Origin of the sequence: Amycolatopsis sp. NPDC098790 (assembly GCF_044759945.1) — a bacterium.
GTDB lineage: Bacteria > Actinomycetota > Actinomycetes > Mycobacteriales > Pseudonocardiaceae > Amycolatopsis.
In genome coordinates, this window is sequence record NZ_JBIWAI010000002.1 from 1164117 (window position 1) to 1189122 (window position 25006).

At 72.0% G+C, this 25006-nt stretch carries 29 protein-coding genes; 26 read left to right on the forward strand and 3 right to left on the reverse strand.

Going from position 1 to position 25006, the window contains the following annotated elements; all coding sequences use genetic code 11:
- Positions 1 to 13: 13 nt before the first annotated feature.
- The 12 genes from ACIQWX_RS19120 (at position 14) to ACIQWX_RS19175 (ending at position 8535) form a co-directional block, all read left to right on the forward strand.
- Positions 14 to 628 carry a malonic semialdehyde reductase gene (locus ACIQWX_RS19120; protein WP_400872330.1) on the forward strand — a complete coding sequence of 205 codons (615 nt, stop codon included), beginning with the start codon at positions 14 to 16 and terminating at the stop codon, positions 626 to 628.
- A 133-nt stretch (positions 629 to 761) separates the two neighbouring features.
- Positions 762 to 2789: a threonine--tRNA ligase gene (gene thrS, locus ACIQWX_RS19125; protein WP_400872333.1), complete on the forward strand. Its 2028-nt coding sequence runs from the start codon at positions 762 to 764 to the stop codon at positions 2787 to 2789.
- Positions 2786 to 3328, forward strand: coding sequence for an HIT family protein (locus ACIQWX_RS19130; protein ID WP_400872336.1), 543 nt, complete (start codon positions 2786 to 2788; stop codon positions 3326 to 3328). Before thrS ends, ACIQWX_RS19130 begins: the two co-directional genes overlap by 4 nt.
- A gap of 62 nt (positions 3329 to 3390) precedes the next feature.
- Positions 3391 to 3921 carry a MarR family winged helix-turn-helix transcriptional regulator gene (locus ACIQWX_RS19135; protein ID WP_400872339.1) on the forward strand — a complete coding sequence of 177 codons (531 nt, stop codon included), beginning with the start codon at positions 3391 to 3393 and terminating at the stop codon, positions 3919 to 3921.
- An 89-nt stretch (positions 3922 to 4010) separates the two neighbouring features.
- A complete protein-coding gene (gene pgsA, locus ACIQWX_RS19140) occupies positions 4011 to 4637 on the forward strand; it encodes a phosphatidylinositol phosphate synthase (protein ID WP_400872342.1) in 627 nt (208 codons plus the stop codon).
- Positions 4634 to 5551: a phosphatidylinositol mannoside acyltransferase gene (locus tag ACIQWX_RS19145; protein ID WP_400872345.1), complete on the forward strand. Its 918-nt coding sequence runs from the start codon at positions 4634 to 4636 to the stop codon at positions 5549 to 5551. Before pgsA ends, ACIQWX_RS19145 begins: the two co-directional genes overlap by 4 nt.
- A gap of 18 nt (positions 5552 to 5569) precedes the next feature.
- Positions 5570 to 6715 carry a glycosyltransferase family 4 protein gene (locus ACIQWX_RS19150; protein WP_400875818.1) on the forward strand — a complete coding sequence of 382 codons (1146 nt, stop codon included), beginning with the start codon at positions 5570 to 5572 and terminating at the stop codon, positions 6713 to 6715.
- A complete protein-coding gene (locus ACIQWX_RS19155) occupies positions 6712 to 7194 on the forward strand; it encodes an NUDIX hydrolase (protein WP_400872348.1) in 483 nt (160 codons plus the stop codon). The genes ACIQWX_RS19150 and ACIQWX_RS19155 overlap by 4 nt, the downstream gene beginning before the upstream one ends.
- Before the next feature lies 1 nt (position 7195).
- Entirely contained in the window at positions 7196 to 7465 is a 270-nt protein-coding gene (locus ACIQWX_RS19160) for a hypothetical protein (RefSeq protein WP_400872351.1), read from the forward strand.
- Positions 7462 to 7719, forward strand: a complete 258-nt coding sequence (locus ACIQWX_RS19165; protein ID WP_400872354.1) for a hypothetical protein — start codon at positions 7462 to 7464, stop codon at positions 7717 to 7719. The genes ACIQWX_RS19160 and ACIQWX_RS19165 overlap by 4 nt, the downstream gene beginning before the upstream one ends.
- A gap of 32 nt (positions 7720 to 7751) precedes the next feature.
- Positions 7752 to 8018 (forward strand): hypothetical protein, encoded by a 267-nt coding sequence (locus ACIQWX_RS19170; protein WP_400872357.1) that lies wholly within the window; start codon positions 7752 to 7754, stop codon positions 8016 to 8018.
- Between the two features lie 13 nt (positions 8019 to 8031).
- Complete coding sequence (locus ACIQWX_RS19175) at positions 8032 to 8535, forward strand: XdhC family protein (protein ID WP_400872360.1); 504 nt, start codon at positions 8032 to 8034, stop codon at positions 8533 to 8535.
- A gap of 59 nt (positions 8536 to 8594) precedes the next feature.
- Here ACIQWX_RS19175 and ACIQWX_RS19180 read toward each other — a convergent pair whose 3' ends face one another.
- Entirely contained in the window at positions 8595 to 10703 is a 2109-nt protein-coding gene (locus ACIQWX_RS19180) for an elongation factor G-like protein EF-G2 (RefSeq protein WP_400872363.1), read from the reverse strand.
- A 128-nt stretch (positions 10704 to 10831) separates the two neighbouring features.
- Here ACIQWX_RS19180 and ACIQWX_RS19185 point away from each other — a divergent pair, with 128 nt between their 5' ends.
- From ACIQWX_RS19185 to pdxS, 3 genes are all read left to right on the forward strand, one after another.
- Entirely contained in the window at positions 10832 to 12274 is a 1443-nt protein-coding gene (locus tag ACIQWX_RS19185) for an FAD-binding oxidoreductase (protein WP_400872366.1), read from the forward strand.
- Positions 12275 to 12305: 31 nt separating this feature from the next.
- Positions 12306 to 13289, forward strand: coding sequence for a DUF5937 family protein (locus tag ACIQWX_RS19190; RefSeq protein WP_400872368.1), 984 nt, complete (start codon positions 12306 to 12308; stop codon positions 13287 to 13289).
- Between the two features lie 90 nt (positions 13290 to 13379).
- A complete protein-coding gene (pdxS, locus tag ACIQWX_RS19195) occupies positions 13380 to 14303 on the forward strand; it encodes a pyridoxal 5'-phosphate synthase lyase subunit PdxS (protein ID WP_400872371.1) in 924 nt (307 codons plus the stop codon).
- Between the two features lie 252 nt (positions 14304 to 14555).
- On the opposite strand, the gene ACIQWX_RS19200 is transcribed toward pdxS, so the two are convergent.
- Positions 14556 to 15119, reverse strand: coding sequence for a helix-turn-helix domain-containing protein (locus tag ACIQWX_RS19200; protein WP_086675259.1), 564 nt, complete (start codon positions 15117 to 15119; stop codon positions 14556 to 14558).
- Positions 15120 to 15188: 69 nt separating this feature from the next.
- On the opposite strand from ACIQWX_RS19200, the gene ACIQWX_RS19205 reads away from it, so the two are divergent.
- The 5 genes from ACIQWX_RS19205 to ACIQWX_RS19225 all read left to right on the forward strand — a co-directional run bounded on the left by ACIQWX_RS19205 (position 15189) and on the right by ACIQWX_RS19225 (position 18471).
- Positions 15189 to 15881, forward strand: a complete 693-nt coding sequence (locus ACIQWX_RS19205; RefSeq protein WP_400872375.1) for an AzlC family ABC transporter permease — start codon at positions 15189 to 15191, stop codon at positions 15879 to 15881.
- On the forward strand, positions 15881 to 16201 hold the full coding sequence (locus ACIQWX_RS19210; RefSeq protein WP_400872378.1) for an AzlD domain-containing protein: 321 nt from the start codon (positions 15881 to 15883) through the stop codon (positions 16199 to 16201). Before ACIQWX_RS19205 ends, ACIQWX_RS19210 begins: the two co-directional genes overlap by 1 nt.
- A 220-nt stretch (positions 16202 to 16421) precedes the next feature.
- Positions 16422 to 17039: a pyridoxal 5'-phosphate synthase glutaminase subunit PdxT gene (gene pdxT, locus ACIQWX_RS19215; RefSeq protein WP_400872381.1), complete on the forward strand. Its 618-nt coding sequence runs from the start codon at positions 16422 to 16424 to the stop codon at positions 17037 to 17039.
- A 41-nt stretch (positions 17040 to 17080) separates the two neighbouring features.
- Entirely contained in the window at positions 17081 to 17836 is a 756-nt protein-coding gene (locus tag ACIQWX_RS19220; protein WP_086675256.1) for a YebC/PmpR family DNA-binding transcriptional regulator, read from the forward strand.
- An 86-nt stretch (positions 17837 to 17922) separates the two neighbouring features.
- Positions 17923 to 18471 (forward strand): DUF4262 domain-containing protein, encoded by a 549-nt coding sequence (locus ACIQWX_RS19225; RefSeq protein WP_400872385.1) that lies wholly within the window; start codon positions 17923 to 17925, stop codon positions 18469 to 18471.
- Here ACIQWX_RS19225 and ACIQWX_RS19230 read toward each other — a convergent pair.
- Positions 18468 to 18908 (reverse strand): cupin domain-containing protein, encoded by a 441-nt coding sequence (locus tag ACIQWX_RS19230; protein ID WP_400872388.1) that lies wholly within the window; start codon positions 18906 to 18908, stop codon positions 18468 to 18470. The genes ACIQWX_RS19225 and ACIQWX_RS19230 overlap by 4 nt on opposite strands.
- A 74-nt stretch (positions 18909 to 18982) precedes the next feature.
- Between ACIQWX_RS19230 and ruvC the strand changes: the two genes are divergently transcribed.
- The 6 genes from ruvC (at position 18983) to secF (ending at position 25005) form a co-directional block, all read left to right on the forward strand.
- Positions 18983 to 19567, forward strand: a complete 585-nt coding sequence (ruvC, locus tag ACIQWX_RS19235) for a crossover junction endodeoxyribonuclease RuvC (protein WP_400872391.1) — start codon at positions 18983 to 18985, stop codon at positions 19565 to 19567.
- Positions 19564 to 20157, forward strand: a complete 594-nt coding sequence (gene ruvA, locus ACIQWX_RS19240) for a Holliday junction branch migration protein RuvA (RefSeq protein ID WP_400872393.1) — start codon at positions 19564 to 19566, stop codon at positions 20155 to 20157. The genes ruvC and ruvA overlap by 4 nt, the downstream gene beginning before the upstream one ends.
- Positions 20158 to 20165: 8 nt before the next feature.
- Positions 20166 to 21233 (forward strand): Holliday junction branch migration DNA helicase RuvB, encoded by a 1068-nt coding sequence (gene ruvB, locus ACIQWX_RS19245; protein WP_400872396.1) that lies wholly within the window; start codon positions 20166 to 20168, stop codon positions 21231 to 21233.
- 119 nt (positions 21234 to 21352) lie between these two features.
- Complete coding sequence (yajC, locus tag ACIQWX_RS19250; RefSeq protein ID WP_400872398.1) at positions 21353 to 21757, forward strand: preprotein translocase subunit YajC; 405 nt, start codon at positions 21353 to 21355, stop codon at positions 21755 to 21757.
- Between the two features lie 220 nt (positions 21758 to 21977).
- Entirely contained in the window at positions 21978 to 23774 is a 1797-nt protein-coding gene (gene secD, locus ACIQWX_RS19255) for a protein translocase subunit SecD (RefSeq protein WP_400872400.1), read from the forward strand.
- A 1-nt stretch (position 23775) separates the two neighbouring features.
- A complete protein-coding gene (secF, locus tag ACIQWX_RS19260; protein ID WP_400872403.1) occupies positions 23776 to 25005 on the forward strand; it encodes a protein translocase subunit SecF in 1230 nt (409 codons plus the stop codon).
- Position 25006 lies beyond the last annotated feature (1 nt).

Sequence of the window (25006 nt, forward strand, 5' to 3'; positions counted from 1 at the left end):
GGAACTCAGCCCCATGACCACCTTTGCCGAGCAGACCGAGGCCCTCGAGCTGCCCGCGGACGTCCAGAACCTCCTCTTCCGCGAGGCGCGCACGGCCAACAGTTTCAGCTCCGAGCCGGTGACCGAGGAGCAGGTCCGCGCGATCTACGACCTCGTCAAGTGGGCCCCGACGTCGATGAACACCCAGCCGCTGCGCGCGCTGGTGCTCCGGACCGCCGAGGCGAAGGCCCGCCTGCTGCCGCACCTGTCGCCGGGCAACCGGGACAAGACCGAAGCCGCGCCGCTGACCGTCGTGCTCGCCGCGGACGTCGACTTCCACGAAAACATCCCGCAGGTGTTCCCGCACAACCCGGGGGTGAAGGACAACTTCTCCGACGAGCAGGGCCGCGTCGAGTTCTCGAAGCTCAACTCGCTGCTGCAGGTCGGCTACTTCATCATCGGCGTGCGCGCCGCCGGGCTGGCCGCCGGCCCGATGACCGGCTTCGACGCCCAGGGCGTCGACGACGAGTTCTTCGCGGACAAGAAGTGGCGCTCGCTGGTCGTCGTCAACGTCGGCAAGCCGGGCGAGAACCCCTGGTTCGACCGCCTGCCGCGGCTGGACTTCGAGCAGGTCGTCGAAACCCTCTGACCTCGATCGGACGGGCCGTCCCCGGAACCGGGGGCGGCCCGTCCGGCGTTCGCGCCACGCGCGTGAGGCACGCGAGCGCCGCCGACTAGCATCGACGGCGTCATCTCTGTCACTCCAGCTTGAGGAGCCGATCGTGTCGCAGCCGCCCCCCGTTTCCCCCGTGGCCGCCTCCCGCGTGGTGGTACCGGCGGGCACTACGGCGGGCGCGGCGGTCCGCGAAGCCGGTCTGCCGACCAAGGGCGAGAACACGATCGTCGTCGTGCGCGACGCCGACGGCAAGCTGCGCGACCTCGCCTGGGCGCCGGAAGCCGACGCCGAGGTCGAGCCGGTCGCCGCGAACACCGAAGACGGCCGCAGCGTCATCCGGCACTCGGCCGCGCACGTGCTCGCCCAGGCCGTGCAGCAGCAGTTCCCGGACGCCAAGCTCGGCATCGGCCCGCCGGTGAAGGACGGTTTCTACTACGACTTCGCCGTCGAGAAGCCGTTCACCCCGGAAGACCTGCAGGCGCTCGAAAAGCGCATGAAGCAGATCGTGAAGGGCGCCCAGCAGTTCTCGCGGCGCGTTTTCGACTCCGTGGACGAGGCGAAGAAGGAACTGGCGGACGAGCCGTTCAAGCTCGAGCTGGTCGACCTCAAGTCCGAAGTGGACACCGACGAGGTCATGGAGGTGGGCGAAGGCGAGCTCACCATCTACGACAACCTCGACCCGCGCACCAAGGAACGGGTCTGGAGCGACCTCTGCCGCGGCCCGCACGTGCCGACGACGAAGTTCATCCCGGCCTTCAAGCTGACCCGCGTCGCCGCCGCGTACTGGCGGGGGAGCGAGAAGAACCCGCAGCTGCAGCGGATCTACGGCACGGCTTGGGAATCCACCGAGGCGCAGGACGCCTACCTGGAGCGCATCGCCGAGGCCGAGCGCCGCGACCACCGCAAGCTCGGCGCCGAGCTGGACCTGTTCTCCTTCCCCGAGGAGATCGGCTCCGGCCTGCCGGTGTTCCACCCCAAGGGCGGCATCATCCGCCGGGAGCTGGAGAACTACTCGCGCCGCCGCCACGAGGAGGCCGGCTACGAGTTCGTGAACACGCCGCACATCAGCAAGGGCGAGCTGTTCCACACCTCCGGCCACCTGCCGTACTACGCGGACACGATGTTCCCGCCGGTGCAGTTCGACGAGGAGAACTACTACCTCAAGGCCATGAACTGCCCGATGCACAACCTGATCTTCCGCTCGCGCGGGCGGTCCTACCGCGAGCTGCCGCTGCGGCTGTTCGAGTTCGGCACCGTCTACCGCTACGAGAAGTCGGGCGTGGTGCACGGCCTGACCCGCGTCCGCGGCCTGACGATGGACGACTCGCACATCTACTGCACCAAGGAGCAGATGCCGGGCGAGCTCCGGTCGCTGCTGAAGTTCGTCCTCGACCTGCTGGCCGACTACGGCCTTTCCGACTTCTACCTCGAGCTGTCCACCCGCGGTGACTCCGACAAGTTCATCGGCGAGGACTGGGAGTGGGAGGAGGCCACCGAGACGCTGCGGCAGGCCGCCGTCGACTCCGGCCTCGAACTGGTCCCGGACCCGGGCGGCGCGGCCTTCTACGGCCCGAAGATCTCGGTGCAGGCCAAGGACGCCATCGGCCGCACCTGGCAGATGTCGACGATCCAGCTGGACTTCAACCAGAACAAGCGGTTCGAGCTCGAGTACACCGCCCCCGACGGTTCGCGCCAGACGCCGGTGATGATCCACCGCGCGCTGTTCGGCTCGATCGAGCGGTTCTTCGGCGTGCTGACCGAGCACTACGCGGGCGCGTTCCCGGCGTGGCTCTCGCCGGTGCAGGTGGTCGGCATCCCGATCACCGCCGACCAGGTCGAGTACCTGCAGGGCGTCGAGAAGGCGTTGCGCGCCAAGGGCATCCGCGCCGAGGTCGACGCGAGCGACGACCGGATGCAGAAGAAGATCCGGACGCACACCACGCAGAAGGTGCCGTTCATGCTGCTGGCCGGCGCGAAGGACGTCGAGGCGGGCGCGGTGTCGTTCCGCTTCCGCGACGGCGGCCAGATCAACGGCGTGCCGGTGGCGAAGGCGGTCGAGGCGATCGCGGCGTGGGTCGAGCGGCGGGAGAACGCGTCGCCGTCGGCCGACGCGCTGGAGACGGTCGTTCGGTGAGCGAGGGTCCCGAACTCGTCGAGCAGCAGGGAGTCGGGGTCCAGGACGCGTTCCAGCGCCTCTGGACCCCGCACCGGATGGCCTACATCAAGGGCCAGGACAAGCCGGACGGCGACGAGGACACCGGCTGCCCGTTCTGCCGCATCCCGTCCCTGGACGACAAGACTGGGCTGATCGTCGCGCGCGGCGAGACCGTGTACGCGGTGCTGAACCTGTACCCGTACAACCCGGGGCACCTGATGGTGGTCCCGTACCGGCACGTCGCGGACTACACCGAGCTGACGGTCGAGGAGACCCGCGAGGTCGCGGAGTTCACCCAGCACGCCATGAAGGTGATCCGCGCGGTGTCGGGCGCGCACGGCTTCAACATCGGTCTGAACCAGGGCGTGATCGCGGGCGCGGGCATCGCGGCCCACTTGCACCAGCACCTGGTGCCGCGGTGGGGCGGGGACGCCAATTTCATGCCGATCATCGGGCAGACGAAGGTGCTGCCGCAATTGCTGGGCGAGACGCGGGACCTGCTGGCCGACGCCTGGTGAGCACCAATTCGGCGGAGCCGGAAAACCCTTATTGAGTGTTCAACCGAGGGTATGATGGGGGTATGTCCGAAACCCGATGGCTCAGCGACGACGAACAGCGCGTCTGGCGTGAGTTCAACGCGGCCACCCGCATGCTCAGCGCGCACCTCGAAGGCCAGCTGCAGCACGACTCGGGCATGCCGCACACCTATTACGAAGTTCTCGTCGCGCTCTCCGAGGCCGAAGGCCGCCGGCTGCGGATGAGCGAGCTCGCCGACGCCCGCCAGGCGTCGCGAAGCCGGCTCTCGCACGCCGTCGCGCGCCTGGAGGCCAACGGCTGGGTGCGCCGCGAAGCCTGCCCGACCGACAAGCGCGGCGCCTGGGCCGTGCTCACCCAGGAAGGCTTCGCCGCGCTCGAAGCGGCCGCGCCCGGCCACGTCGAGGCCGTCCGCGAGAGCCTCTTCGACCCGCTGACGCCTGAGCAGGTCACCGCGCTCGGGGAAATCAGCGCCGCGATCCGGCAGCGGCTCTCGCCGAAATGCGCCGCCGCGCAGGCCGCCGAAGAGGCGCGCGAGTACCGCGCCGACGTCGTCGCGCTGCCGAAATCGGGCTGAGCCGGGGCGGCGCGTCGGGTTCGCCGGAGCGGGTGGATAGGCTGCATTCGCCCACCCGACCCTCGTAGCCAGGTGCCTCAGACGAACCGATGCTCAATATCTTCGCGCGTGCCTCCGTTTCCCGCGTCACCGATCCGATCGGCCAGGCGCTGGTCCGCGTCGGGCTGACCCCGAACGCGATGACCGTGCTCGGCACCGCCGGCGCCGTCGTCTGCGCCCTGGCCTTCTTCCCGAACGGCTACCTCCTCTGGGGCACCTTCACGGTGTGGGGCTTCGCCATGCTCGACCTCCTCGACGGCGCGATGGCCCGCGCCCGCGGCTACGGCACGCCGTTCGGGGCGGTGCTCGACGCCACCTGCGACCGGCTGGTCGACGGCGCGCTGTTCGCCGCGATCGCCTGGTGGTGCTTCGTCGTCGACGACAACCACCCGGCCGCCGCCGCGGCGCTGCTGTGCCTGGTGCTCGCCCAGGTCATCTCCTACGTCAAGGCCCGCGCCGACGCCTCCGGCCTGCCGGTGGACGGCGGGCTCGTCGAACGCGCCGAGCGGCTGATCATCGCCCTGGTCGGCACCGGCCTGCACGGCTTCGGCGTCCCGTACACCGTGGACGTGACGCTCTGGCTGCTGGCCGTCCTGTCGGTCATCACGCTGCTGCAGCGCTTCGCCGGCGTCGCGAAGGCGGCGCGGGAAGCGGCCGCCGGGGAGCAGCGGGCATGAGTGCGCTGAGCGAGCGGCTGAGCGCCTTCGGCTACGCGGCCGGGTGGAAGCTCGCCGGTTGGCTGCCCGCCGGGTTCGGCGGCACGGTCTTCTCGCTCGGCGCGGACCTCGCCGTCCGGCGCGACGGCGGCGGCGTGCGGCAGCTGCGCGCCAACCTCGCCCGCGTCGTCCCGCAGGCCGACCCGGTCGAGATGGACGAGCTGACCCGCCGCGCGATGCGTTCGTACGCCCGGTACTGGCACGAGACCTTCCGGCTGCCGTCGATGGACCAGAAGGAGGTCAGCGCCAAGGTCGCGGGGTCGATCACCGGCGTGGAGAACCTCGACGCCGCGCTCGCCGAGGGCAACGGCGCGGTGATGGCGCTGCCGCACAGCGGCAACTGGGACATCGCCGGCGTCTGGCTGGCCGACTACCTCGGCGGCTTCACGACCGTGGCCGAGCGGCTGAAGCCCGAGTCGCTCTACCGCCGGTTCGTCGAGTACCGCGAGTCGCTCGGCTTCGAGATCGTGCCGCTGACCGGCGACAGCTCGGCGATGCGCGTGCTGCTGAAGCGGCTGCGCGAGAACAAGGCCGTCTGCCTCGTCGGGGACCGCGACCTGACCACGAGCGGGATCCCGGTGAAGTTCTTCGGCGAGCCGGCCCGCTTCCCCGGCGGCCCGGCGCGGCTGGCCGCCACGACCGGCGCCGCGCTGATCCCGGCCGGCTGCTGGTTCACCGAGGACGGCTGGCAGATCCGGCTGCACCCGCGCATCCGCGTCACCGCACGCGCCGAGGTCGCCGCCGCCACCCAGGCGCTGGCCGACATCTTCGCCGGCGACATCGCCGCGCACCCGGCCGACTGGCACATGCTGCAGAAGTTCTGGCCCGCCGACCTCGAGGCCGGCGAGCGGGTCAGCCTCGAAGAAGCGAGCTGAGCCGTGGCCGCGCGCCCGATGCGGATCGGGATCGTCTGCCCCTACTCGTTCGACGTGCCCGGCGGGGTCCAGGGGCACGTGATCGACCTGACCAAGGCCCTGCTCTCCCGCGGTCACCAGGTGTCCGTGCTGGCGCCCGCCGACGAAGACGCCGAGCTCCCGGAGTTCGTCCACCCGGCGGGCAAGGCACTCGGCATCCCGTACAACGGCTCGGTCGCGCGGCTGCAGTTCGGCCCGGTGTCCTACGCGCGCGTGCGGCGCTGGATCCGCGACGGCGACTTCGACGTCCTGCACCTGCACGAGCCGGCCGCGCCGAGCCTGTCGCTGCTGGCGCTGCTCATCGCCGACGGCCCGATCGTGGCGACGTTCCACACCGCGACCACGCGCTCGCGCACGCTGTCGGCGTTCCAGCCGGTGCTGCGGCCCCTGCTGGAGAAGATCACCGCGCGGATCGCGGTCTCCGCGCTGGCCCGCCGGGTCCAGGTGGAGCACGCGGGCGGCGACGCCGTCGAGATCCCCAACGGCGTCGACGTCGGCTTCTTCTCCTCGGCGACCCCGCTGCCGGGCTATCCGCGGGCGGGCGGCACGGTCGGGTTCGTCGGCCGCTTCGGCGAGCCGCGCAAGGGCATGGGCGTCCTGCTGGAGGCGCTGCGGCGGATCCTGCCGGAGTTCGAGGACCTGCGGCTCGTGGTGGTCGGCCGGGGCGACACCGAGCAGCTGCGCCGCGACGCCGGCCCCGAACTGGCACCGCACCTGGAGCTGCTCGGCCAGGCCGACGACGCCGTCAAGGCCCAAGCGCTGCGCAGCGTCGACGTCTACTGCGCGCCCAACACCGGCGGCGAGAGCTTCGGGATGATCCTCACCGAGGCGATGGCGGCCGGGACCCCGGTGCTGGCCAGCGGCCTCGACTCGTTCCGGCGGGTGCTCGACGACGGCCACGCCGGGATGCTCGTCGAAACCGGCGACCCCGAGGCCCTCGCGGACGGGCTGCGCGAACTGCTCGGCGATCCGGCGCGCCGGGCGTCGCTGGCCGCCGCGGCGGGGGAGCGGGTCACGATGTTCGACTGGTCGGTGGTGGCGACGCAGGTGCTGCGGGTCTACGAGACGGCCGTGGCCGCCGACCCGCGGCGCGTCGCGGCGCCGGAGCGGGAGCCGGCCCGGTGAGCGTGCTCGGCTGGCTGCTTCCCCTGCTGGCGCTGGTCGTCGTGCTGGGCGGGCTCTTCCTGGTGGCGACGGCGAACCGGCTCGACCGCCTGCACGTCCGGATGGACGCCGGCTGGGCCGCGCTCGACGCGGCGCTGGCCCGCCGCGCGGTGGTGGCCCGCGCGGTCGCGGTGGTGCTGGGCGACACCGGGCTGCGGACGTCGGCCGAACGCGCCGAAGCGGCACCGCGCGCGGACCGCGAAGCCGAAGAGGGCGACCTGACGCTGCAGCTGAGCCGCGTCGACCGGACGGGCCTGCCCGCCGAGCTGGCCGAGGAGCTCACCGACGCCGAGCACCGGGTGGTGATCGCCCGGCGCGTCCACAACGACGCCGTCCGCGACACGCTGCGCCTGCGGCGGCGGCGGAAGGTGCGGTACTTCCGGCTGGCGGGGACCGCGCCGCTGCCCGAGTACTTCGAGTTCGCCGAGCCGGAGGTCTGACGTGTGGTGGGTGGTCGTCGAGGAGCAACGCGGCGGCGGGGACGCGCGCGCCTGGAACGTCACGAAGACGAAGCCGGCGGGCGGCGACCGCGCCCACGCCGACGAGGTGGCGAGGCGGCTGGCGTTCGAGCACGAGCCGGTGCACCCGTCGGCGGTCAAGGAGCGCAAGGTCCTGCGGGTCGGTGACGGCTACCTGGTGATCGCGACCGGCCGGACCGCGACGTTCCACTTCCGCGTCACGCTCGGCGAGACCGTGACGGCGCCCGAATGAGCTGGTGGGTGGTCGTCGAGGAGCAGCGCGGCGCGGGTGACGGGCGCAGCTGGTCGTTGTCCGAGACGTTTCCCTACGACGATCAGGCGACCGCCGAGGCCGAGGCGGAGCGGCTGGCGCGGGAGTACGAGCCCGTCTACCCGTGGTCGCCGAAGTCGCGGAAGGTCCTGCGCGGGGTCGGCGGGTACCTGGTGATCGTCGAGGGCCGGACGTCGACGTTCCACTTCCGGTTGAGCGTGCTCGAGGAAATCTGAAACTCCGGGGCCTCCGGCTGCGTCGTACGGGCATGAGTACGTGGTGGGTGGTCATCGAAGAACAAGGCGGCGCGGGCGACAACCGGGGCTGGGGAGTCGCCGACGCGGCCGGGTACGCCGACCGCGACACCGCGTTCGGCGAGGCGTACCGGCTGGCCAAGCAGCACCGGCCGCCGCGGCCGTCGTCGCCGCAGCAGCGGGTCGTGCTGCGCGTGACCGATGGGTACCTGGTGCTCGTCAAGGGCAAGCTCGACCTGTGGCAGTTCCGCGTGACGGTGGGCGAACAGGGCGGCGGCTGACACACTGGGCGGCATGAGCGAGACCTGCGACGTCGCCCACGGCACGGCCGAGGCCGACCCCGGTGTGCGGACCCTGGTGGCGGTGTTCGCGTCGCCGGTTTCGCGGTACCTGCTGAAGTTCGCCCGCGACCTCGGCTACCACGTGGCGCTGTTCGAGCCGGACGCCGCGCGCGCCACCGACGTGCCCGACGGCATCGAGGCGGCCACGACGCTGCCGCCGCTGGACGGCTCCGCGGACGTCGTCGTCACCGACCACCACCGGCCCGAGCTCGGCGAGGTGCTGAAGGCCGCGCTCGGCGGGAACCCGCGCTGGATCGGCGTGCTCGGCAACCCGCGGCACCCGGGCCCGCACGTGGCCGCCCTGCGCGGCCTCGGCGTGACCGACGAGGACATCGCCCGCGTGCACCGGCCGGTGGGCCTCAACATCGGCTCGCGCACGCCGCCGGAGATCGCGATCGCGACCCTGGCCGGCCTACTGGCCGACCGCAACGACCGCCCCGGCGGCTTCGACTTCTGACGCGGCCCGGTCGTGAGTGAGAAACAGGATTAGAACACTGTTTCCCACTCACGACGGGGTCAGTGGACCGCCATCCCTTCCGGCATCGGCTCGAAGCGCGCGTGGCGGCGGGTGAACGTCGCCGTGCCCGACGTCATGGAGCGCAGGTCGATCAGGTAGCGGACCAGTTCCGTCGCCGGGACCTCCGCGCGGATCACCGTCCGGCCGCCGTCGCCGGCTTCGGTGCCCAGCACCCGGCCCCGGCGCGAGGACAGGTCGCCCAGCACCGTGCCGAGGTGCTCGTCCGGCAGCCGGATCGCCACCTCCTCCAGGGGCTCCAGCATCGTGATGTGCCCGTTCGCCGCCGCTTCGCGCAACGCCAGCGCACCCGCCGTCTGGAACGCCGCGTCGGAGGAGTCGACGCTGTGGGCCTTCCCGTCGACCAGCGTCACCTTCACGTCGACCACCGGGTGGCCGTCGGCCAGCCCGCGCGCCAGCTGGGCCCGCACGCCCTTCTCGACGCTCGGGATGAACTGGTGGGGTACCGAGCCGCCGACGACCTTGTCGACGAACTGGAACCCGCCGCCGCGCGGCAGCGGCTCGACCTCGATGTCGCAGACGGCGAACTGGCCGTGCCCGCCGGACTGCTTCACGTGCCGCCCGTGTCCCTTGGCCGGCTTGGAGAACGTCGAGCGCAGGCTGATCTTCACCGGTTCGGTCTCGACGTCGGCGCCGCCCGCGCGCAGCCGCGAGAGGACGACGTCGGCGTGGGCCTCGCCCATGCACCACAGCACCAGCTGCGCGGTCTCGGCGTTGCGGTCCAGCCGCAGCGTCGGGTCGCCGGCGACGAGGCGGGAAAGGTTGCGGGCGAGGGTGTCCTCGTCGCTGCGGGTCTTCGCGACCACCGCCACCGGCAGCAGCGGCTCCGGCATCGCCCACGGTTCCATCAGCAGCGGCTCGTCCGGCGAGGAGACGGTGTCGCCGGTCTCGGCCGAGCCGACCTTCGTCAGCGCGCAGAGGTCGCCCGCGACGCAGTAGGGCACTTCCCGCAGGTTCGCGCCGAGCGGGGAGTAGAGGTGCGCGACGCGCTCGTCGGCGTCGTGGTCCTCGTGGCCGCGTTCGGCGAGGCCGTGCCCGGACACGTGCACCGGCCGCTCGGGCCGCAGCGTCCCGGAGAACACCCGGACGAGGGACACCCGGCCGACGTAGGAGTCGACGGCCGTCCGGACGACCTCCGCGGCGAGGGGTCCCGCGGGGTCGGCCGTGATGGCCGCGTGCTCCGCGCCGTCCGGCGTGGTGACGTCGGGTGGCTTGTGCTCCAGCGGCGAGGGGAACGCGCGGACGATCCCGTCGAGCACCTCGGCCAGGCCGATCCCGCTGGTCGCGCAGACCGGGATGACCGGGTGGAACGACCCGCGCGCGACGGCGGTTTCGAGGTCGGCGATGAGGGTTTCCTCGGCGATCTCCTCGCCGGCGAGGTAGCGGTCCATCAGGGACTCGTCCTCGCTCTCGGCGATGATCCCTTCGATGAGCTCGTTGCGGGCCTCGGCCATCCGCTCGAGGTCGGCCGGGTCGGGCTCGCCGAGCTTCGGCGGGTGCCCGCCGGAGTAGTCGAAGTACCGCTGGGTGATCAGCCCGACCAGGCCGTCGCCGGCGGGGAGGTACAGCGGCAGCACGCCGTCGCCGAACGCGGCCTGGCAGGCGGCGATCTCGGCCATCGCGTCGGCCCGGTGGTGGTCGAGCCGGGAGACGACGACCGCGCGCGGCATCCCGACCGCCGCGCACTCTTCCCACACCGCGACCGTGGCCGCGTCGACGCCTTCGGCGGCGCAGACGACGAACAGCGCCGCGTCGGCCGCGCGCAGCCCGGCCCGCAGTTCTCCGACGAAGTCGGCGTACCCGGGCGTGTCGATCAGGTTGATCTTGTGGCCCTGGTGCAGCACCGGCGCGACCGAAAGGCCGACCGACCGCTGCTGGCGCACCGCCGCCGGGTCGTGGTCGCACACCGTCGTCCCCTCCACCACCGAGCCCGCGCGCGGGACGGTGCCGGACGCCGCCAGCAAGGCCTCCGTGAGGGTCGTCTTCCCCGAGCCGGACGGGCCGACGAGCACGACGTTGCGCACCTTGGCGGGGTCGTTTACAGCGACGGCGGCCCCGGTGTCGGCGTTCTTGGCTTGTTTGTCTGCCATGACGACTCCTCGGCGAACGGCTGGTGGACGGGATGTGTCCTCGATCACACACCCGCTACCCTGGTCACGGCAAGGCAAGGTCCCCGGGACCAGCCGAATGCCCGGGGGACACGGGCAGGGGGAGTGACGTGGACAGGCGGGCTTTCTTGCGGGTTTCCGGAGCGGTGCCGGTGGCGGGCCTGGCGGGGTGGCCGCCGCCGGACGATTGGGAGCGGCTCCGGAAGCGGCTCTCCGGCCCGCTGTTCCGCCCGGGCGACCAGGGCTACCCGGAAGCCAAACAGGGTTTCTTCACGATGTACGACGACCGGGTGCCGGCGGCGGTCGTCGGCGCCGCGCGCGTCGAGGACGTCCAGGAGGCCGTCGGCTTCGCCGCGCGGCACCGCCTCCCGGTGGCGGCCCGCAGCGGCGGGCACAGCTACCCGGGTTATTCCACAGTGGACGGCGGGATCGTCGTGGACCTCAGCCGGTTTTCCGGCATCGAGGTGCGCCCGGACGGTCGCGCGGTGATCGGCGCCGGTGCCCGGCTGGAGCCGATCGCGACGACGCTCGCGGCGGCCGGCCGGGTCCTGCCGGCGGGCAGCTGCGGCACGGTCGGCATCGCCGGGCTCGCCCTCGGCGGCGGGGTCGGCGTGCTCGACCGCAAGTACGGGCTGACGTGCGACCACATCGAGGCGGCGCGGATCGTGACGGCCGACGGGCGGGTGCGGACGGTGTCGGCGACCGCGGAGCCGGACCTGTTCTGGGCGCTGCGCGGCGGCGGTGGCGGGAACTTCGGGATCGTCACCGGCTTCACCTTCCGGACGGTGCCGGTCGCCGACGTCGCCACCTTCGCCCTCGAGTTCCCGCCCGCCGCCGGGGCCGCGCTGCTCGCCGCGTGGCAGGAGTGGCAGCCGGCGGCGCCGGACGAGCTGTGGTCGGGGATGGGGCTGGCGTGGAACGAAGCCACGCTCGGCGGGACGTTCCTCGGGCCCCGGGCGCGGCTGCACGCACTGCTGGAAGACCTCGTCCGCCACGTCGGCACGGCACCGACCAGGTGGGACGAGGGCGTCCAGGACCACCTGACGGCCATGCGGTCGTTCGACGACCAGGAATCCCGGCCCTCGGCGGCCGCCGACCGGGGGACCTACATCGGCACGTCGCGGATGCTGACCCGGCCGCTCGCCGACCCGGGCGCGGTCGTCGCGGTGCTGACGCGCGACCCGGGTGTCCGCACGATCGTCGACTCGGCGGGCGGCGCGATCGCGCGCGTCGGCGCCCGGGAAACGGCGTTCCCGTACCGGAGCGCGCTCGCCAGCCTCCAGTTCCTGCACGGCGCGGCGCCCGCGGAAGGCGGCGAGGCCGGCGCGCGGCGGTCGCTCGCCGCGGTGCGCGACGGGCTCGGGCCGGAGTTCGGGCGCACCGGCTACGTCAACTACCTCGATCCGGAGATGCCGGACTGGGCCGAGGCGTACTACGGCGTGAACCTGCCGCGGCTGCGCACTGTCGCCCGGAAGTATGACGCGCGAGGAATTTTCGCTTTCCCGCAAGGGCTTTCGGCGCCCCGCTCGACTGTCCACTTGGGAGAGACGTAGACTGCGCGGAATTTCGGCAGAGAGGCAGCGCGTGCTCGACCTGGCATTCTCCACAGAGGACCTGGCGCACACCCGGTTCGCGTTCTCGCCGGCGTGGGAGATCGTGGCGAGCGTCCGCGTCCTGAACCAGCCGGGGGAGCACGCGCTGCACCTGCCGTGGGTCAAGCGCGCGAACGCGGCGCTCGGCGAGGCCGGGCTGGACATCGGGCTGCTGCGCGACCTCGTCCCGCTGCGGCACCTGCCCGGTTTCCTGGCCGCCACGCCGTCGACGCCGCTGCCCGACCTCGCCGACGAGCTGGCGGACCTGCGCGACGTGCCGGCCCGCGTCGCCCGGCGCGAGCTGGACGCGATGGCCGGCCCGCGCACGCCCGCGCTGAACCGCTTCCACCGCGACCCCGAGGCCGGCCTCGATCGGCTCGCGACGCTGATGGAGCGCTACTGGGACCTCGTGCTCGCCCACGACTGGCCGCGCATCCGCGCGCTGCTCGAGGCCGACGTGCTGCACCGGTCGCGGATGCTGGCCCAGGGCGGCGCCGCGGAGCTGTTCAACGACCTGACGCCGCTGGTCCGGTGGCAGGGCGGCACGCTCACGGTCGCGCACCGCCACCTGCACGCGGCCGTGCCGCTCGACGGGCGCGGCCTGGTGCTCGTGCCCTCGGCGTTCGTCTGGCCGCGGGTGTTCTCGAAGACCGACCCGCGGTGGCAGCCGGTGCTGCGCTACCCGCCGCGCGGGATCGCCACGCTCTGGGAGGACGGCACGGCCACCGCGCCCGGCGCGCTGGCCGCCGTCATCGGCCGCGGCCGGGCCATGCTGCTGACCGAGCTGACCGCGCCGGCGTCCACCGCCGAGCTCGCCCGCCGGACCCGGCTCAGCGCGGGGGCCGTGTCGCAGCACCTGGGCGCCCTGAAGGCCGCGGGCCTGGTCAGCGGGCACCGTGCCGGACGTCACGTGCTCTACGCGCGCACGCGGGCCGCGGAAGTCCTGGTCGCGGGCGTGCCGGAAGTGGACTCCTGAGATACCCGCGTACTGGCCTGCTTGAAGGGTCCACCACGGACCTACCCTCGGATTCGTCACCCCCTGTTCTCCTTGTGGAAAGGCCCCGTCGTGTCCGAGCAGCAGACCACCGCCACCAGCGGCACCGTCCAGTCCGTCACCGGCACCGCCAAGGTGAAGCGCGGCATGGCCGAGATGCTCAAGGGCGGCGTGATCATGGACGTGGTCACCGCCGACCAGGCCAAGATCGCCGAAGACGCCGGCGCGGTCGCGGTGATGGCGCTGGAGCGCGTGCCCGCCGACATCCGCGCCCAGGGCGGCGTCGCGCGGATGAGCGACCCCGACCTGATCGACGGCATCATCGAGGCCGTCTCGATCCCGGTGATGGCGAAGGCCCGCATCGGCCACTTCGTCGAGGCGCAGGTGCTGCAGTCCCTCGGCGTCGACTACGTGGACGAGTCCGAGGTGCTCACCCCGGCCGACTACGCCAACCACATCGACAAGTGGGCGTTCACGGTCCCCTTCGTCTGCGGCGCGACCAACCTGGGCGAGGCCCTGCGCCGCATCACCGAGGGCGCGGCGATGATCCGCTCGAAGGGCGAGGCCGGCACCGGCGACGTCTCCAACGCGACCACCCACATGCGCCAGATCCGGCAGGAGATCCGGCGGCTGACCTCGCTGCCGGAGGACGAGCTGTTCGTCGCGGCGAAGGAGCTGCAGGCACCGTACGAGCTGGTCCGCGAGGTGGCGGCGAACGGCAAGCTGCCGGTGGTGCTGTTCACGGCGGGCGGCATCGCCACCCCGGCCGACGCGGCGATGATGATGCAGCTGGGCGCGGAGGGCGTGTTCGTCGGGTCCGGCATCTTCAAGTCGGGCAACCCGGCCCAGCGCGCCGAGGCGATCGTCAAGGCGACGACGTTCTACGACGACCCGGACGTGCTGGCGAAGGTCTCGCGCGGCTTGGGCGAGGCGATGGTGGGGATCAACGTCGAGGAGCTCCCGGAACCGCACCGCCTCGCCGAGCGCGGCTGGTGAGACAGTTCGGTTGATCGAGAGGCCCCGTGGACGGTTGTCCACGGGGCCTCCTTGCGTGCTGAGTTTGGCGCCGGCCGCCGCCGTGACCAGGCGCACCGTCGGTGCCGCCCTCCCGGATACGACTTCTGCCGCGCTGCGGTCGCCAACGCCCATTGCACGGCGCGGTTCGACAAGCCTGCCGACGGAGTGCACGTGCTCGCCGCGGCCGGCGAGTCAATCTCAGTCGGCGGCCTGTGGAAGGCTGGTGACTTCCTAGACGTACTCGGAGATCTCGACGCCGTAAGTGCCCGGCTCGAGGGCTTCGAAGATGTGCGGGACGTCGCCCGGGTAGGAGATGTAGTCGCCGGGGTTCAGCTCCTCCGGGGCCTCCAGCACGCCCACCCGGGCGCGGCCCGCGCACAGCACGATGTGCTCCATCACGCCGGTCATGTGCGGGTCGGACCGTCGCGGCGTGCCCGGTTCCGCCCGGATGAGGTACATGTCGCGCCGCGCGGACGGGGGACACGCTGACAGCAGTGTGCACGCGTAGTCGGCGTGTTCGGCGAACACCGTCGGGCCCTTGCCCGCCCGGATGACGCGGACCTTCGGCCGTTCGGGTTCGACCAGCCGCGAGAACGGGACGTCGAGGGCGACGCCGAGCGCCCAGAGCGTTTCGACGCTGGGGTTGCCGGTGCCGGACTCGAGCTGGGACAGCGTCGACTTGGCCAGCCCGGCGCGGCGTGCGACCTCGGTCAGGGACAAGCCCGCGCGGGTCCGTTCGCGGCGCAGGGACGCCGCGATGATCTCCAGCGGCGCACCCGTCGTTTCCTGCGACATTGCTGTTCGCTCCATCGGTCGTTCTGTTCGCCTTGACGAACACGGGTCCCTGTGTTCACCATAGAACACATGCGTTCGATATGGCGAACACTCGATCGGGGCCTGGCCCGCGACATCGGCCTGGTCTGCTTGGCCGATTGTCTCGTGGGCGTGTCCTACGGGGCCATCGCGGTGAGCTCGGGCTTCCCGCTGTGGCTGCCGATGCTGATGTCGCTGCTGGTCTTCGCCGGCGCGTCGCAGTTCATGTTCATCGGGATCGTGGCCGCGGGCGGCAACCCGTTCGCCGCGGTGCTCGCGGGGCTGCTGGCGAACGCGCGGCACCTGCCATTCGGCTTCGCGATCGGCGACGCGCTGGGCGAGCGGTGGGCCGCCCGGCTGGCGGGCAGCCACCTGATGATCGACGAGTCGGTGGCGTTCGCGCTGGCCCAGCGCGAGGCGGGCGCGCGCCGGGCGGCGTACTGGGTGTGCGGGGCCGGCCTGTTCGTGTGCTGGAACCTCGGCGTGGTCGCGGGCGCGTTCGCGGGGACGGCGATCAGCGACACGGACGTGTTCGGCCTCGACGCGGCGTTCCCGGCGGTGCTGCTGGCCCTGGTGCTGCCGTCCCTGCGCGACCGCGCGGCGCGGCTGCCGGTGCTGGTCGGGGTGGTGGTCGCGCTGGCCGCGACGCCGTTCCTGCCGGCCGGGCTGCCGGTGCTGCTCGCGCTGGCCGGCGTCGTGGTGGGAGCGCTCGCGAAGGAACCGGAACCGCAGGAGGTGGCCTGATGGACGGGGTGGAACTGCTGATCGGCACGGCGGTGCTGGCGCTGGGGACGTTCGCGTTCCGGTTCGCCGGCCCGGTGCTGCGCAGCCGGGTGAAGCTGTCGCCGCGGGCGGAGAGGTTGATGGCGCTGGCCGCGGTGGTGCTGCTGGCGGCGCTGGTCGCGGTGAGCGCGCTGACGGAGGGACACGGGTTCGCCGGCTTCGCCCGGCCGGCCGGGGTGCTGGTGGCGGGGGTGCTGGCGTGGCGGAAGGCGCCGTTCGTGCTGGTGGTGGTGGCCGCCGCGGCCACGGCGGCGCTGCTGAGGCTGGCCGGGATTCCGTGAGCCGTCCGGCTGGGCCGGTTCGCGCTGCTGTTGGCCGGTTGCCAGCCCCCCAAGGCGGCCTTCGGTGCGTCAGACGCACCGAAGGCCGCCTTGGGTGCGTGAGACGCAACCAAGGCCGCATCGGGGCGCCCGGGTCCGGCCGGCCGCGACCGGGCTGACCTGCCGGGAAGCGGGCGGGGGAGTGCGTCTAGGCTGGTGGGAAGGTCTTTCGGGAGGTCGGGTGTCGTCGGAACCGGTCATCGGTGTGCTCGCCATGCAAGGTGCCGTGCGGGAGCACGTCGCCATGCTGGAAGAAGCCGGTGCGCGCGCCACGCCCGTGCGGCGGGCCGGTGAGCTGTCCGAAGTGGACGGTCTGGTGCTGCCCGGTGGCGAATCGACCACCATGTCGAAGCTGCTCGAGACGTTCGAACTGCTCGAGCCGCTCAAGGCGCGGATCGCCGAGGGCATGCCCGCCTTCGGCTCGTGCGCCGGGATGATCCTGCTGGCCCGGCAGACCCTCGACGGGCGGCCCGACCAGCAGCAGCTCGGCGGGCTCGACGTCGTCGTGCGGCGCAACGCCTTCGGCAGGCAGGTCGACTCCTTCGAGGCCGACCTCGACTTCGCCGGGGTCGACGGAGAAGTGCGCGCCGTCTTCATCCGGGCTCCCTGGGTCGAGAAGGCCGGTGACGGCGTCGAGGTGCTGGCCACCGTCAGCGGCGTGCCCGGCTTGGACGGCGACACCGCTAGGATCGTCGCGGTCCGGCAGGGGGCGGTGCTGGCGACCGCGTTCCACCCGGAGCTGACGCCCGACGTGCGGGTGCACCGGCTGTTCGTCGACCTCGCGCGGAAGGCAGCCTGAGACGCGGTGCCCGGCCGGGGTACGGAACAGATGGAGGAGAGATGAGCGGCCACTCCAAGTGGGCCACCACGAAGCACAAGAAGGCCAACCTCGACGCGAAGCGCGGCAAGCTCTTCGCGCGGTTGATCAAGAACATCGAGGTGGCCGCCCGCACGGGCACCGGTGGTGGCGACCCGGACGGCAACCCGACGCTCTACGACGCCATCCAGAAGGCCAAGAAGAACTCGGTCCCGCAGGACAACATCGAGCGCGCCCGCAAGCGCGGCGCCGGTGAAGAGGCCGGTGGCGCCGACTGGCAGAACATCACGTACGAGGGCTACGGCCCCAACGGCGTGGCGGTGCTGATCGAGTGCCTGACCGACAACAAGAACCGCGCCGCGATGGAGGTCCGCACCGCGCTCACCCGCAACGGCGGTTCCCTCGCCGACCCGGGCTCGGTCGCCTACATGTTCAACCGCAAGGGCGTCGTGCTGATGCCGAAGGCCGAAGCCACCGAGGACGACGTCCTCATGGCGGTCCTCGACGCGGGCGCCGAAGAGGTCAACGACCTCGACGAGAGCTTCGAGATCGTCTCCGAGGGCGGCGACCTGGTGCCGGTGCGCAAGGCCCTGCAGGAGGCCGGCTTCGAGTACGAGTCGGCGGAGCTGACGTTCCTCCCGACCGTCAGCGTCCCCCTGGACGCCGACGGCGCGAAGAAGGTCTTCAAGCTGATCGACGCCCTCGAAGACTGCGACGACGTCCAGAACGTCTATGCGAACTTCGACGTGTCGGACGAGGTGCTCGCCGAGGTCGGCTGAGTTTTCCCTTGCCTGGCAGGGAATCGGGGCCCGGGCCGGAAACTTTCCGGCCCGGGCCCTGTGTTCTCGCCGGATCCTCAGGCAGAATGTGCGCCGTGACCTCGACGACCCCCGCCTCCGCCGACATCACCGCGGAACTCTCCGCCGAAGAACTGCGCCTCATCGAGTGGATCGAGACGCAGGCGAAGGAACGCGGCAACGCGGTCATCACGGTCGCCGGGGACGACGAGGGCGCCGGCTACTGCTTCACCGCCTGCGCGTGGGCGCTGCACCACGTGCCGGAAGCCGTCGTGGTCGGGCTGCCCGACCAAATGGGCCAGGTGCTGCTCGACGCCTACGTCGACCGCGCGGCCAACGGCGAGATCTTCGAGGTCGGCCGCCGCTACGACGACTTCTTCGAGGGCGTTCCCGTCGTCCTCGAGCGCGTCAACAAGGGCCACTACCCCGAGTACTTCGGCACGGCCTTCCTGATCTACCCGGACGGCGACTTCCCGGCGCTGCAGCTGATCGTCGCGACGCCGGAGGGCAAGTTCCCGTGGCACCCGGACGCGCCCGAGGGCTTCGACCGGTGGCAGCTCGTGCTGACCGAGAGCGGCGACCCCGAAAGCTGGACCCCGGGCGTCGACGGCCCCTAGAACTCCCGCAGGTCGGCGGCCGCTTCCGGGTACCGCCCGGCCAGCTCGGAAGGCGGCGCGAACTCCACGCAGTCGTCGATGTAGGGCGGCACCACGACCGTGCCCAGCAAGCTCCACGACCCGCGCGTGCGGGCGGCCTGCCACGTCCCGGCCGGCACGACGACCTGCGGCCGCTGCCCGGCGGCGACGTCGGTGCCCAGTACCGGCCGCTCGACCGAGCCGTCCGGGTGCAGCAGCAGCATCGCGGCCGGCGCGCCCGCGTGGTGCACCCAGACCTCGGTGCGGTCCAGCCGGTGCGGCGCCGAGCGCTCCGGCGCTTCGAGCAGGTAGTAGATCGCGGACCCGGTGGCCGAGCGCCAGCTCTGCGCCCACCGCCCGCCCTCGACCGGCAAGGGCTCGAGCCCCAGGTGGGTGACGAAATCCGACGGCTCCGGCATGTCCTCCATCCTGCCGCAGGAGCGCCCAGTAGCCTGCGAACTCGAACGGATGTTCGCGGCGGAGGGAAAAGCGGGTGCGGGTGCTCGGGGTCGACCCCGGTCTGACCAGGTGCGGCCTGGGGGTGGTCGACGGCGGCAAGGGCCGGGCCGTCCGCTGCGTCGCCGTCGACGTCGTGCGGACGCCGCCCGACGCCGACCTGGCCCACCGCCTGCTCGGCATCTCCGACGAGGTCGAGCGCTGGATGGACCGGTACAAGCCGGAAGCCGTGGCCGTCGAGCGCGTCTTCGCCCAGCACAACGTCCGGACCGCGATGGGCACCGCGCAGGCCGGCGGCGTCGTCGCACTGGCCGCCGCGCGCCGGGGCCTGCCCGTCGTCTTCCACACGCCGAGCGAGGTCAAGGCCGCGGTCAGCGGCTCCGGACGGGCGGACAAGGCGCAGGTCACCGCCATGGTGATGCGGCTGCTCAACCTCGAGGTCGCGCCGCACCCGGCCGACGCCGCGGACGCCCTCGCCCTGGCCATCTGCCACCTCTGGCGCGAGCCGATGCGGGCCCGGCTCGCAGAAGCCGAAGCCCGCGCGGCCGAGATGGCCCGCACCCACAAAGCCCGCCTCGCCGCGGCGGCGAAACGAGCCAAGAACCCTGGAGCAGCGCGATGATCTCGTCGGTACGCGGAGAAGTCCTCATCGTCGCCTTGGACCACGTCGTGGTCGAGGTCGGCGGAGTGGGCTTGGCCGTGCAGGCCACCCCGGCGACCCTCGCCACGCTCCGCCGCGGTGAAGAGGTCCGCCTGCACACCGCCCTGGTGGTGCGCGAGGACTCGCTGACGCTGTTCGGTTTCGCCGACGCCGACGCGCGCGAGCTGTTCGGGCTGCTGCAGACGGTGTCCGGGATCGGGCCGCGGCTCGCGCTGGCCACCCTGGCCGTGCTGGACCCGGACAAGCTGCGCGCCGCGCTGGTCGAAGGCAACATCACCGTGCTGACCTCGGTGCCCGGCATCGGCCGCAAGGGCGCCGAGCGGCTCACCCTCGAACTGCGCGACAAGGTCACCGCGCTCGGCTCCGGCGACGCGCCCGCGGTCACCGCGCCCGGCGCGCTGCGCTCGGAGGTCGTCGAGGCGCTGGCCGGCCTCGGGTTCCCGGCCAAGCAGGCCGAGCAGGCGGTCGACAAGGTCCTCGCCGACGGTGACGGCCACACGACGGCGAGCGTGCTGCGCGCCGCGCTGGCGACCCTCGGCCGGAAGCGGTAGGCGCGGCCGTGGAGTATGAAGCCGTGGAGGAAGAAGAAGCCCTCTCGGCGTGGGCCCAGACCGGCGAGGAGACCGTCGAGGGCACGCTGCGGCCCCGCAAGCTCGACGAGTTCGTCGGTCAGCCGCGCGTGCGCGAGCAGCTGGAGCTGGTGCTGGAGAGCGCGCGCCGCCGCGGCGTGCCGCCCGACCACGTCCTGCTGTCGGGCCCGCCCGGGCTGGGCAAGACGTCGATGGCGATGATCGTCGCCGCCGAGCTGGGCGCGGCCATCCGGATCACCTCGGGACCCGCGCTGGAACGGGCCGGCGACCTCGCCGCCATGCTGTCCAACCTGGCGCCGGGCGACGTCCTGTTCATCGACGAGATCCACCGGATCGCCCGCCCCGCCGAGGAGATGCTCTACCTCGCGATGGAGGACTTCCGGGTCGACGTCGTCGTCGGCAAGGGCCCGGGCGCGACCAGCATCCCTCTGGAGATCGCCCCGTTCACGCTGGTCGGGGCGACCACGCGGTCCGGTTCGCTGACCGGCCCGCTGCGCGACCGGTTCGGCTTCACCGGCCAGATGGAGTTCTACACCGACGCCGAGCTGGAGCTGGTCGTCCGCCGCGCGGCCACCATCCTCGACATCCCGATCGACCGCGACGGCTGCGCGGAGATCGCCGGCCGCTCGCGGGGCACACCCCGGATCGCGAACCGGCTGCTGCGGCGCGTCCGCGACTACGCCGAGGTCCGCGCCGACGGCAAGGTGACCCTCGAGGTCGCCCGCGCCGCGCTGGCCGTCTACGACGTCGACGAGCTGGGTCTCGACCGGCTCGACCGGGCCGTGCTCACCGCGCTGACCAGGTCGTTCGGCGGGGGACCGGTCGGCATCTCGACCCTGGCGGTGGCCGTGGGCGAGGAGGCGACCACCGTGGAAGAGGTGTGTGAGCCCTACCTCGTGCGCGCCGGTATGCTCGCCCGCACCCCGCGCGGCCGGGTCGCCACCGCGACCGCGTGGGAACACCTCGGCTTGGTGCCCCCCGCGGACCTCCCGGGGCGCCCGGACCAGGGCGGGCCGTCGCCGTTCGAGCAGGACTGAGCGGCCCGAACCGCCGGGTGGGTGCTGGCGTCCGCGCTGGTACCTGGCACACTTGACAGGAGCACATACCCAAAAACCGGACATTTCGGCTGGGCCCGGTGTCCGTCGAACGGAGAATCATGCAACAGCTATTGCTGCCCCTGCTGCTCGTGCTCGTCCTCGCCGTGCCGCTGGTGATGAGCACGCGGAAGCAGAAGAAGCAGCAGGCGGCGCAACAGGAGCTGCAGAACAGCATCGCCCCCGGTGACCGCGTGATGACCACTTCCGGTCTCTACGGCACCGTCGCCGACGCTTCGGGCGACAACACGATCGACATCGAGATCGCCCCCGGCGTCGTCACCACCTGGCTGCGGCTGGCGGTCCGCGAGAAGGTCGAGCCGGTCGTCGAGACCGACGAGGACACCGCGGACGAGGCGGAGGCTCCCGCCGAAGAGCCGATCATCGAGTCGAGCTCCGGCATCAAGGACGAGGAGCCGCAGACCACGGCTCAGGTCGCCCCGCCGCTGGAGCACGGCAAGAAGTAGGCCCCCGCGGCACCCTGGGGCGGGGCCGCGGAAACGCCCGACGAAAGTCGGTGTGGCCTCGCACGCCGGGCTCACGCAGCACCGAGTACTGTCTCGGTGCTGCGTGCGTGTCCGCCGTCATACCCGTGCCCGGGAGTGAATCGCACACAGTCCCTCCCGGTAACCCTCCGGGCGGGCACCGCATAGTTGGGGCAACCCAGTCCGAGGAGACCGAAGCACCGTGGCATCATCGGCCGGGCATCTCCGCCCGGGACGCTATCTCGCCTTCTTCGCCCTGATCGTGATCGTGCTGTACGCGCTGGTGTTCCTCACCGGCAACCACAAGCCGACCCCGAAGCTGGGCATCGACCTGCAAGGCGGCACCCGGGTCACGCTCACCGCCCGCACGCCCGACGGCGGCCAGCCCACCCGGGAATCCCTGAACCAGGCGCGCCAGATCATCGAGCGCCGCGTCAACGGGATCGGCGTCAGCGGCACCGAGGTCCTCCTCGACGGCAACAACGTCGTCATCACCGTCCCCGGCGAGCAGGGCGACCAGGCGAAGAACCTGGGCAAGACCGCGAAGCTCGGCTTCCGCAAGGTCGTCGCGAACGCGACCCAGCCGGTCGTGCCGCCGCAGACCACGCCGCCGCCGGCCACCGGCACCCCGACCTCCGGTGCGCCGACCTCGGGCGCGCCGAGCAGCTCCGCGCCGCCGGCCGCTTCGTCGAGCGCGCCGCCGTCGAGCCCGGCCGCCGGTGGTGGCGGTGCCGCGGGCGCCCTCGCGCCGCAGCAGAGCACCACGCCGGCCCCGCCGAGCAGCACCACGCCGCCGCCGTCGTCGAGCCAGGCCCCGGCGCCCTCGGACGGCTCCGTGGACGCGCAGACCGCGCAGGAGATCCAGGCCGCGAAGGCGGTCCGCCAGAACAAGGACCTGATCGGCGCGGACGGCACCCCGAACCAGGACCTCCTCGCGAAGGCGATGGCGGCGCTCACCTGCGCCCCGAACGCCAAGGACCCGCTCGAGGGCAACGACGACCCGAAGCTGCCGCTGGTCGCCTGCGGTGACCACGACACGTACAAGTACCTGCTGGAGCCGGAGTTCCTGCCGGGCACCGAGATCGCCGACGCGACCTCGGGCTACGACCAGCAGCGCGGCCAGTGGGTGGTGAACCTCAGCTTCAAGGGCGAGGGCACCAAGATCTGGGCGGACTTCACCTCGAAGAACGTCAACCAGCAGGCCGCGTTCGTCCTCGACACGCAGGTCGTGTCGGCGCCGAACATCCAGGTGGCCATCCTCGACGGCAACACCCAGATCACCGGCAAGTTCACCCAGTCCGAGGCGAAGGACCTCTCGGACATCCTCAAGTACGGCTCGCTGCCGCTGTCGTTCGCGTCCTCGGACGCGACCACGGTGTCGGCGACCCTCGGCTTCGCCTCGCTGCAGGCGGGCCTGATCGCCGGCGGCATCGGCCTGCTGGTCGTCTTCGTCTACTGCCTGTTCTACTACCGGCTGCTCGGCGTGCTCACCATCCTGTCGCTGGCCCTGTCCGGCGCGCTGGTGTTCGCGGTGCTGGTGCTGCTCGGCCGCTGGATCGGCTACACGCTGGACCTCGCGGGCATCGCCGGCCTGATCATCGCGATCGGCATCACGGCGGACTCGTTCGTCATCTACTTCGAACGACTGAAAGACGAGATCCGGGAGGGCCGGACGTTCCGGTCCGCGGTGCCGCGCGGCTGGGTCCGCGCCCGGCGCACCATCCTGGCGTCGGACGCGGTGAGCTTCCTGGCCGCGGCCATCCTGTACGTGATCGCGGTCGGGGACGTCCAGGGCTTCGCGTTCACCCTCGGCATGTCCACGGTGCTCGACCTCGTCGTCGTGTACCTGGTGACGCACCCGCTGGTGGCCATGGTGTCCACGTCCAAGAACGCGTTCCTGTCCAATCCGAGGAACCTGGGCCTCGGCGCCGTGCAGCAAGTGGGTTCGCAGCGTAAGAAGTCGACCTCGGTCGGCCGCGCGAACGTGAAGGAGGCCTGACGTGGGGGTCGAAGAACTGGGCACGGACGCCGACGGCGACGCCAAGGTCGCGGCGAAGCCCGGCAAGAGGGAAAGCGTCTTCCACCGGCTCTACGTCGGCACGGGCGCCTTCGACGTCGTCGGCAAGCGCAAGCGCTGGTACGTCTTCTTCGGCGCGCTGGTGCTGGTGTGCCTCGCGTCGATGATCATCCGCGGCTTCAACCTCGGCATCGAGTTCGAGGGCGGCACGCAGATCCAGATGCCGGCCGACGGCACGCACGGCGTGATCACCGAGCAGCAGGCGAAGGACTCGTTCGAGAAGGCGCTGGGCCGCCCGGCGGCCGAGGCGCAGAAGGTCGGCACCGGTGCGGCGTCGACCATCCAGATCCGCACCGACACGCTGAACGCGGCCGACGTCGCGAAGGTCAAGCAGGGCCTGTTCCAGGACCTGGGGCCGAAGGGCAGCAACGGCCAGCCCAGCGTGCAGGCGATCAGCGACAGCGCGGTGAGTGCGTCCTGGGGCGGCGAGATCTCGCAGAAGGCGCTGATCGCGCTCGGCGTGTTCCTCGTCGCGGTGGTCATCTTCCTGGCGATCTACTTCGACCTGCGGATGGCCGCGGCGGCGCTCGTCTCGCTGCTGCACGACATCCTCGTCACCGCCGGCGTGTACTCGCTGATCGGCTTCGAGGTCACGCCGGCGACCGTGATCGGCCTGCTGACGATCCTCGGGTTCTCGCTGTACGACACGGTGGTGGTGTTCGACAAGGTCCGCGAGAACACGCGCGGCCTGCTCGGGCTGACCCGCCGGACCTACGGCGAGGCCGCCAACCTGGCGCTCAACCAGACCCTGATGCGGTCGTTCAACACGGCGTTCATCGCGCTGCTGCCGATCCTGGGCCTGCTGGTCGTCGGGTACGTGCTGCTCGGCTCGGGCACGCTGCAGGACCTGGCGCTGGTGCAGCTGACCGGTACGCTCGTCGGCGTCCTGTCGTCGGTCGCGCTGGCCACGCCGCTGCTGGTCGACTTCAAGATGCGCGACCCGAAGTACGCGCAGCAAGCCGAGCGGGTCCGCCAGCGCCGCGTCAACCAGGAGCGCAAGGCGGCGGGCGACGAGGACTTCGACGCCGGTGACGACGACGCGCTGGCCAAGGAGCTGCGCAAGGAGAAGGCGTACGCGGCCGCGGCCAGCGTTCCCGCCCGGATCCAGAAGCAGCGTCCGCAGGGCAAGCCGGCCGGGAAGCGGAAGCGCTGAC

Coding starts and splice junctions, on each gene's coding strand:
- ACIQWX_RS19175 (WP_400872360.1), top strand. CDS start 8,032: ATGAGCGAGACCTGCGACGTCGCCCACGGCACGGCCGAGGCCGACCCC.
- ACIQWX_RS19225 (WP_400872385.1), top strand. CDS start 17,923: ATGTGCGCCGTGACCTCGACGACCCCCGCCTCCGCCGACATCACCGCG.
- ACIQWX_RS19200 (WP_086675259.1), bottom strand. CDS start 15,119: ATGTCGCAGGAAACGACGGGTGCGCCGCTGGAGATCATCGCGGCGTCC.
- ACIQWX_RS19170 (WP_400872357.1), top strand. CDS start 7,752: ATGAGTACGTGGTGGGTGGTCATCGAAGAACAAGGCGGCGCGGGCGAC.
- ACIQWX_RS19180 (WP_400872363.1), bottom strand. CDS start 10,703: ATGGCAGACAAACAAGCCAAGAACGCCGACACCGGGGCCGCCGTCGCT.
- ACIQWX_RS19145 (WP_400872345.1), top strand. CDS start 4,634: ATGAGTGCGCTGAGCGAGCGGCTGAGCGCCTTCGGCTACGCGGCCGGG.
- ACIQWX_RS19210 (WP_400872378.1), top strand. CDS start 15,881: ATGGACGGGGTGGAACTGCTGATCGGCACGGCGGTGCTGGCGCTGGGG.
- ACIQWX_RS19205 (WP_400872375.1), top strand. CDS start 15,189: ATGCGTTCGATATGGCGAACACTCGATCGGGGCCTGGCCCGCGACATC.
- ACIQWX_RS19220 (WP_086675256.1), top strand. CDS start 17,081: ATGAGCGGCCACTCCAAGTGGGCCACCACGAAGCACAAGAAGGCCAAC.
- ACIQWX_RS19120 (WP_400872330.1), top strand. CDS start 14: ATGACCACCTTTGCCGAGCAGACCGAGGCCCTCGAGCTGCCCGCGGAC.
- ACIQWX_RS19135 (WP_400872339.1), top strand. CDS start 3,391: ATGTCCGAAACCCGATGGCTCAGCGACGACGAACAGCGCGTCTGGCGT.
- yajC (WP_400872398.1), top strand. CDS start 21,353: ATGCAACAGCTATTGCTGCCCCTGCTGCTCGTGCTCGTCCTCGCCGTG.
- pgsA (WP_400872342.1), top strand. CDS start 4,011: ATGCTCAATATCTTCGCGCGTGCCTCCGTTTCCCGCGTCACCGATCCG.
- ACIQWX_RS19230 (WP_400872388.1), bottom strand. CDS start 18,908: ATGCCGGAGCCGTCGGATTTCGTCACCCACCTGGGGCTCGAGCCCTTG.
- ACIQWX_RS19165 (WP_400872354.1), top strand. CDS start 7,462: ATGAGCTGGTGGGTGGTCGTCGAGGAGCAGCGCGGCGCGGGTGACGGG.
- ACIQWX_RS19150 (WP_400875818.1), top strand. CDS start 5,570: ATGCGGATCGGGATCGTCTGCCCCTACTCGTTCGACGTGCCCGGCGGG.
- ruvA (WP_400872393.1), top strand. CDS start 19,564: ATGATCTCGTCGGTACGCGGAGAAGTCCTCATCGTCGCCTTGGACCAC.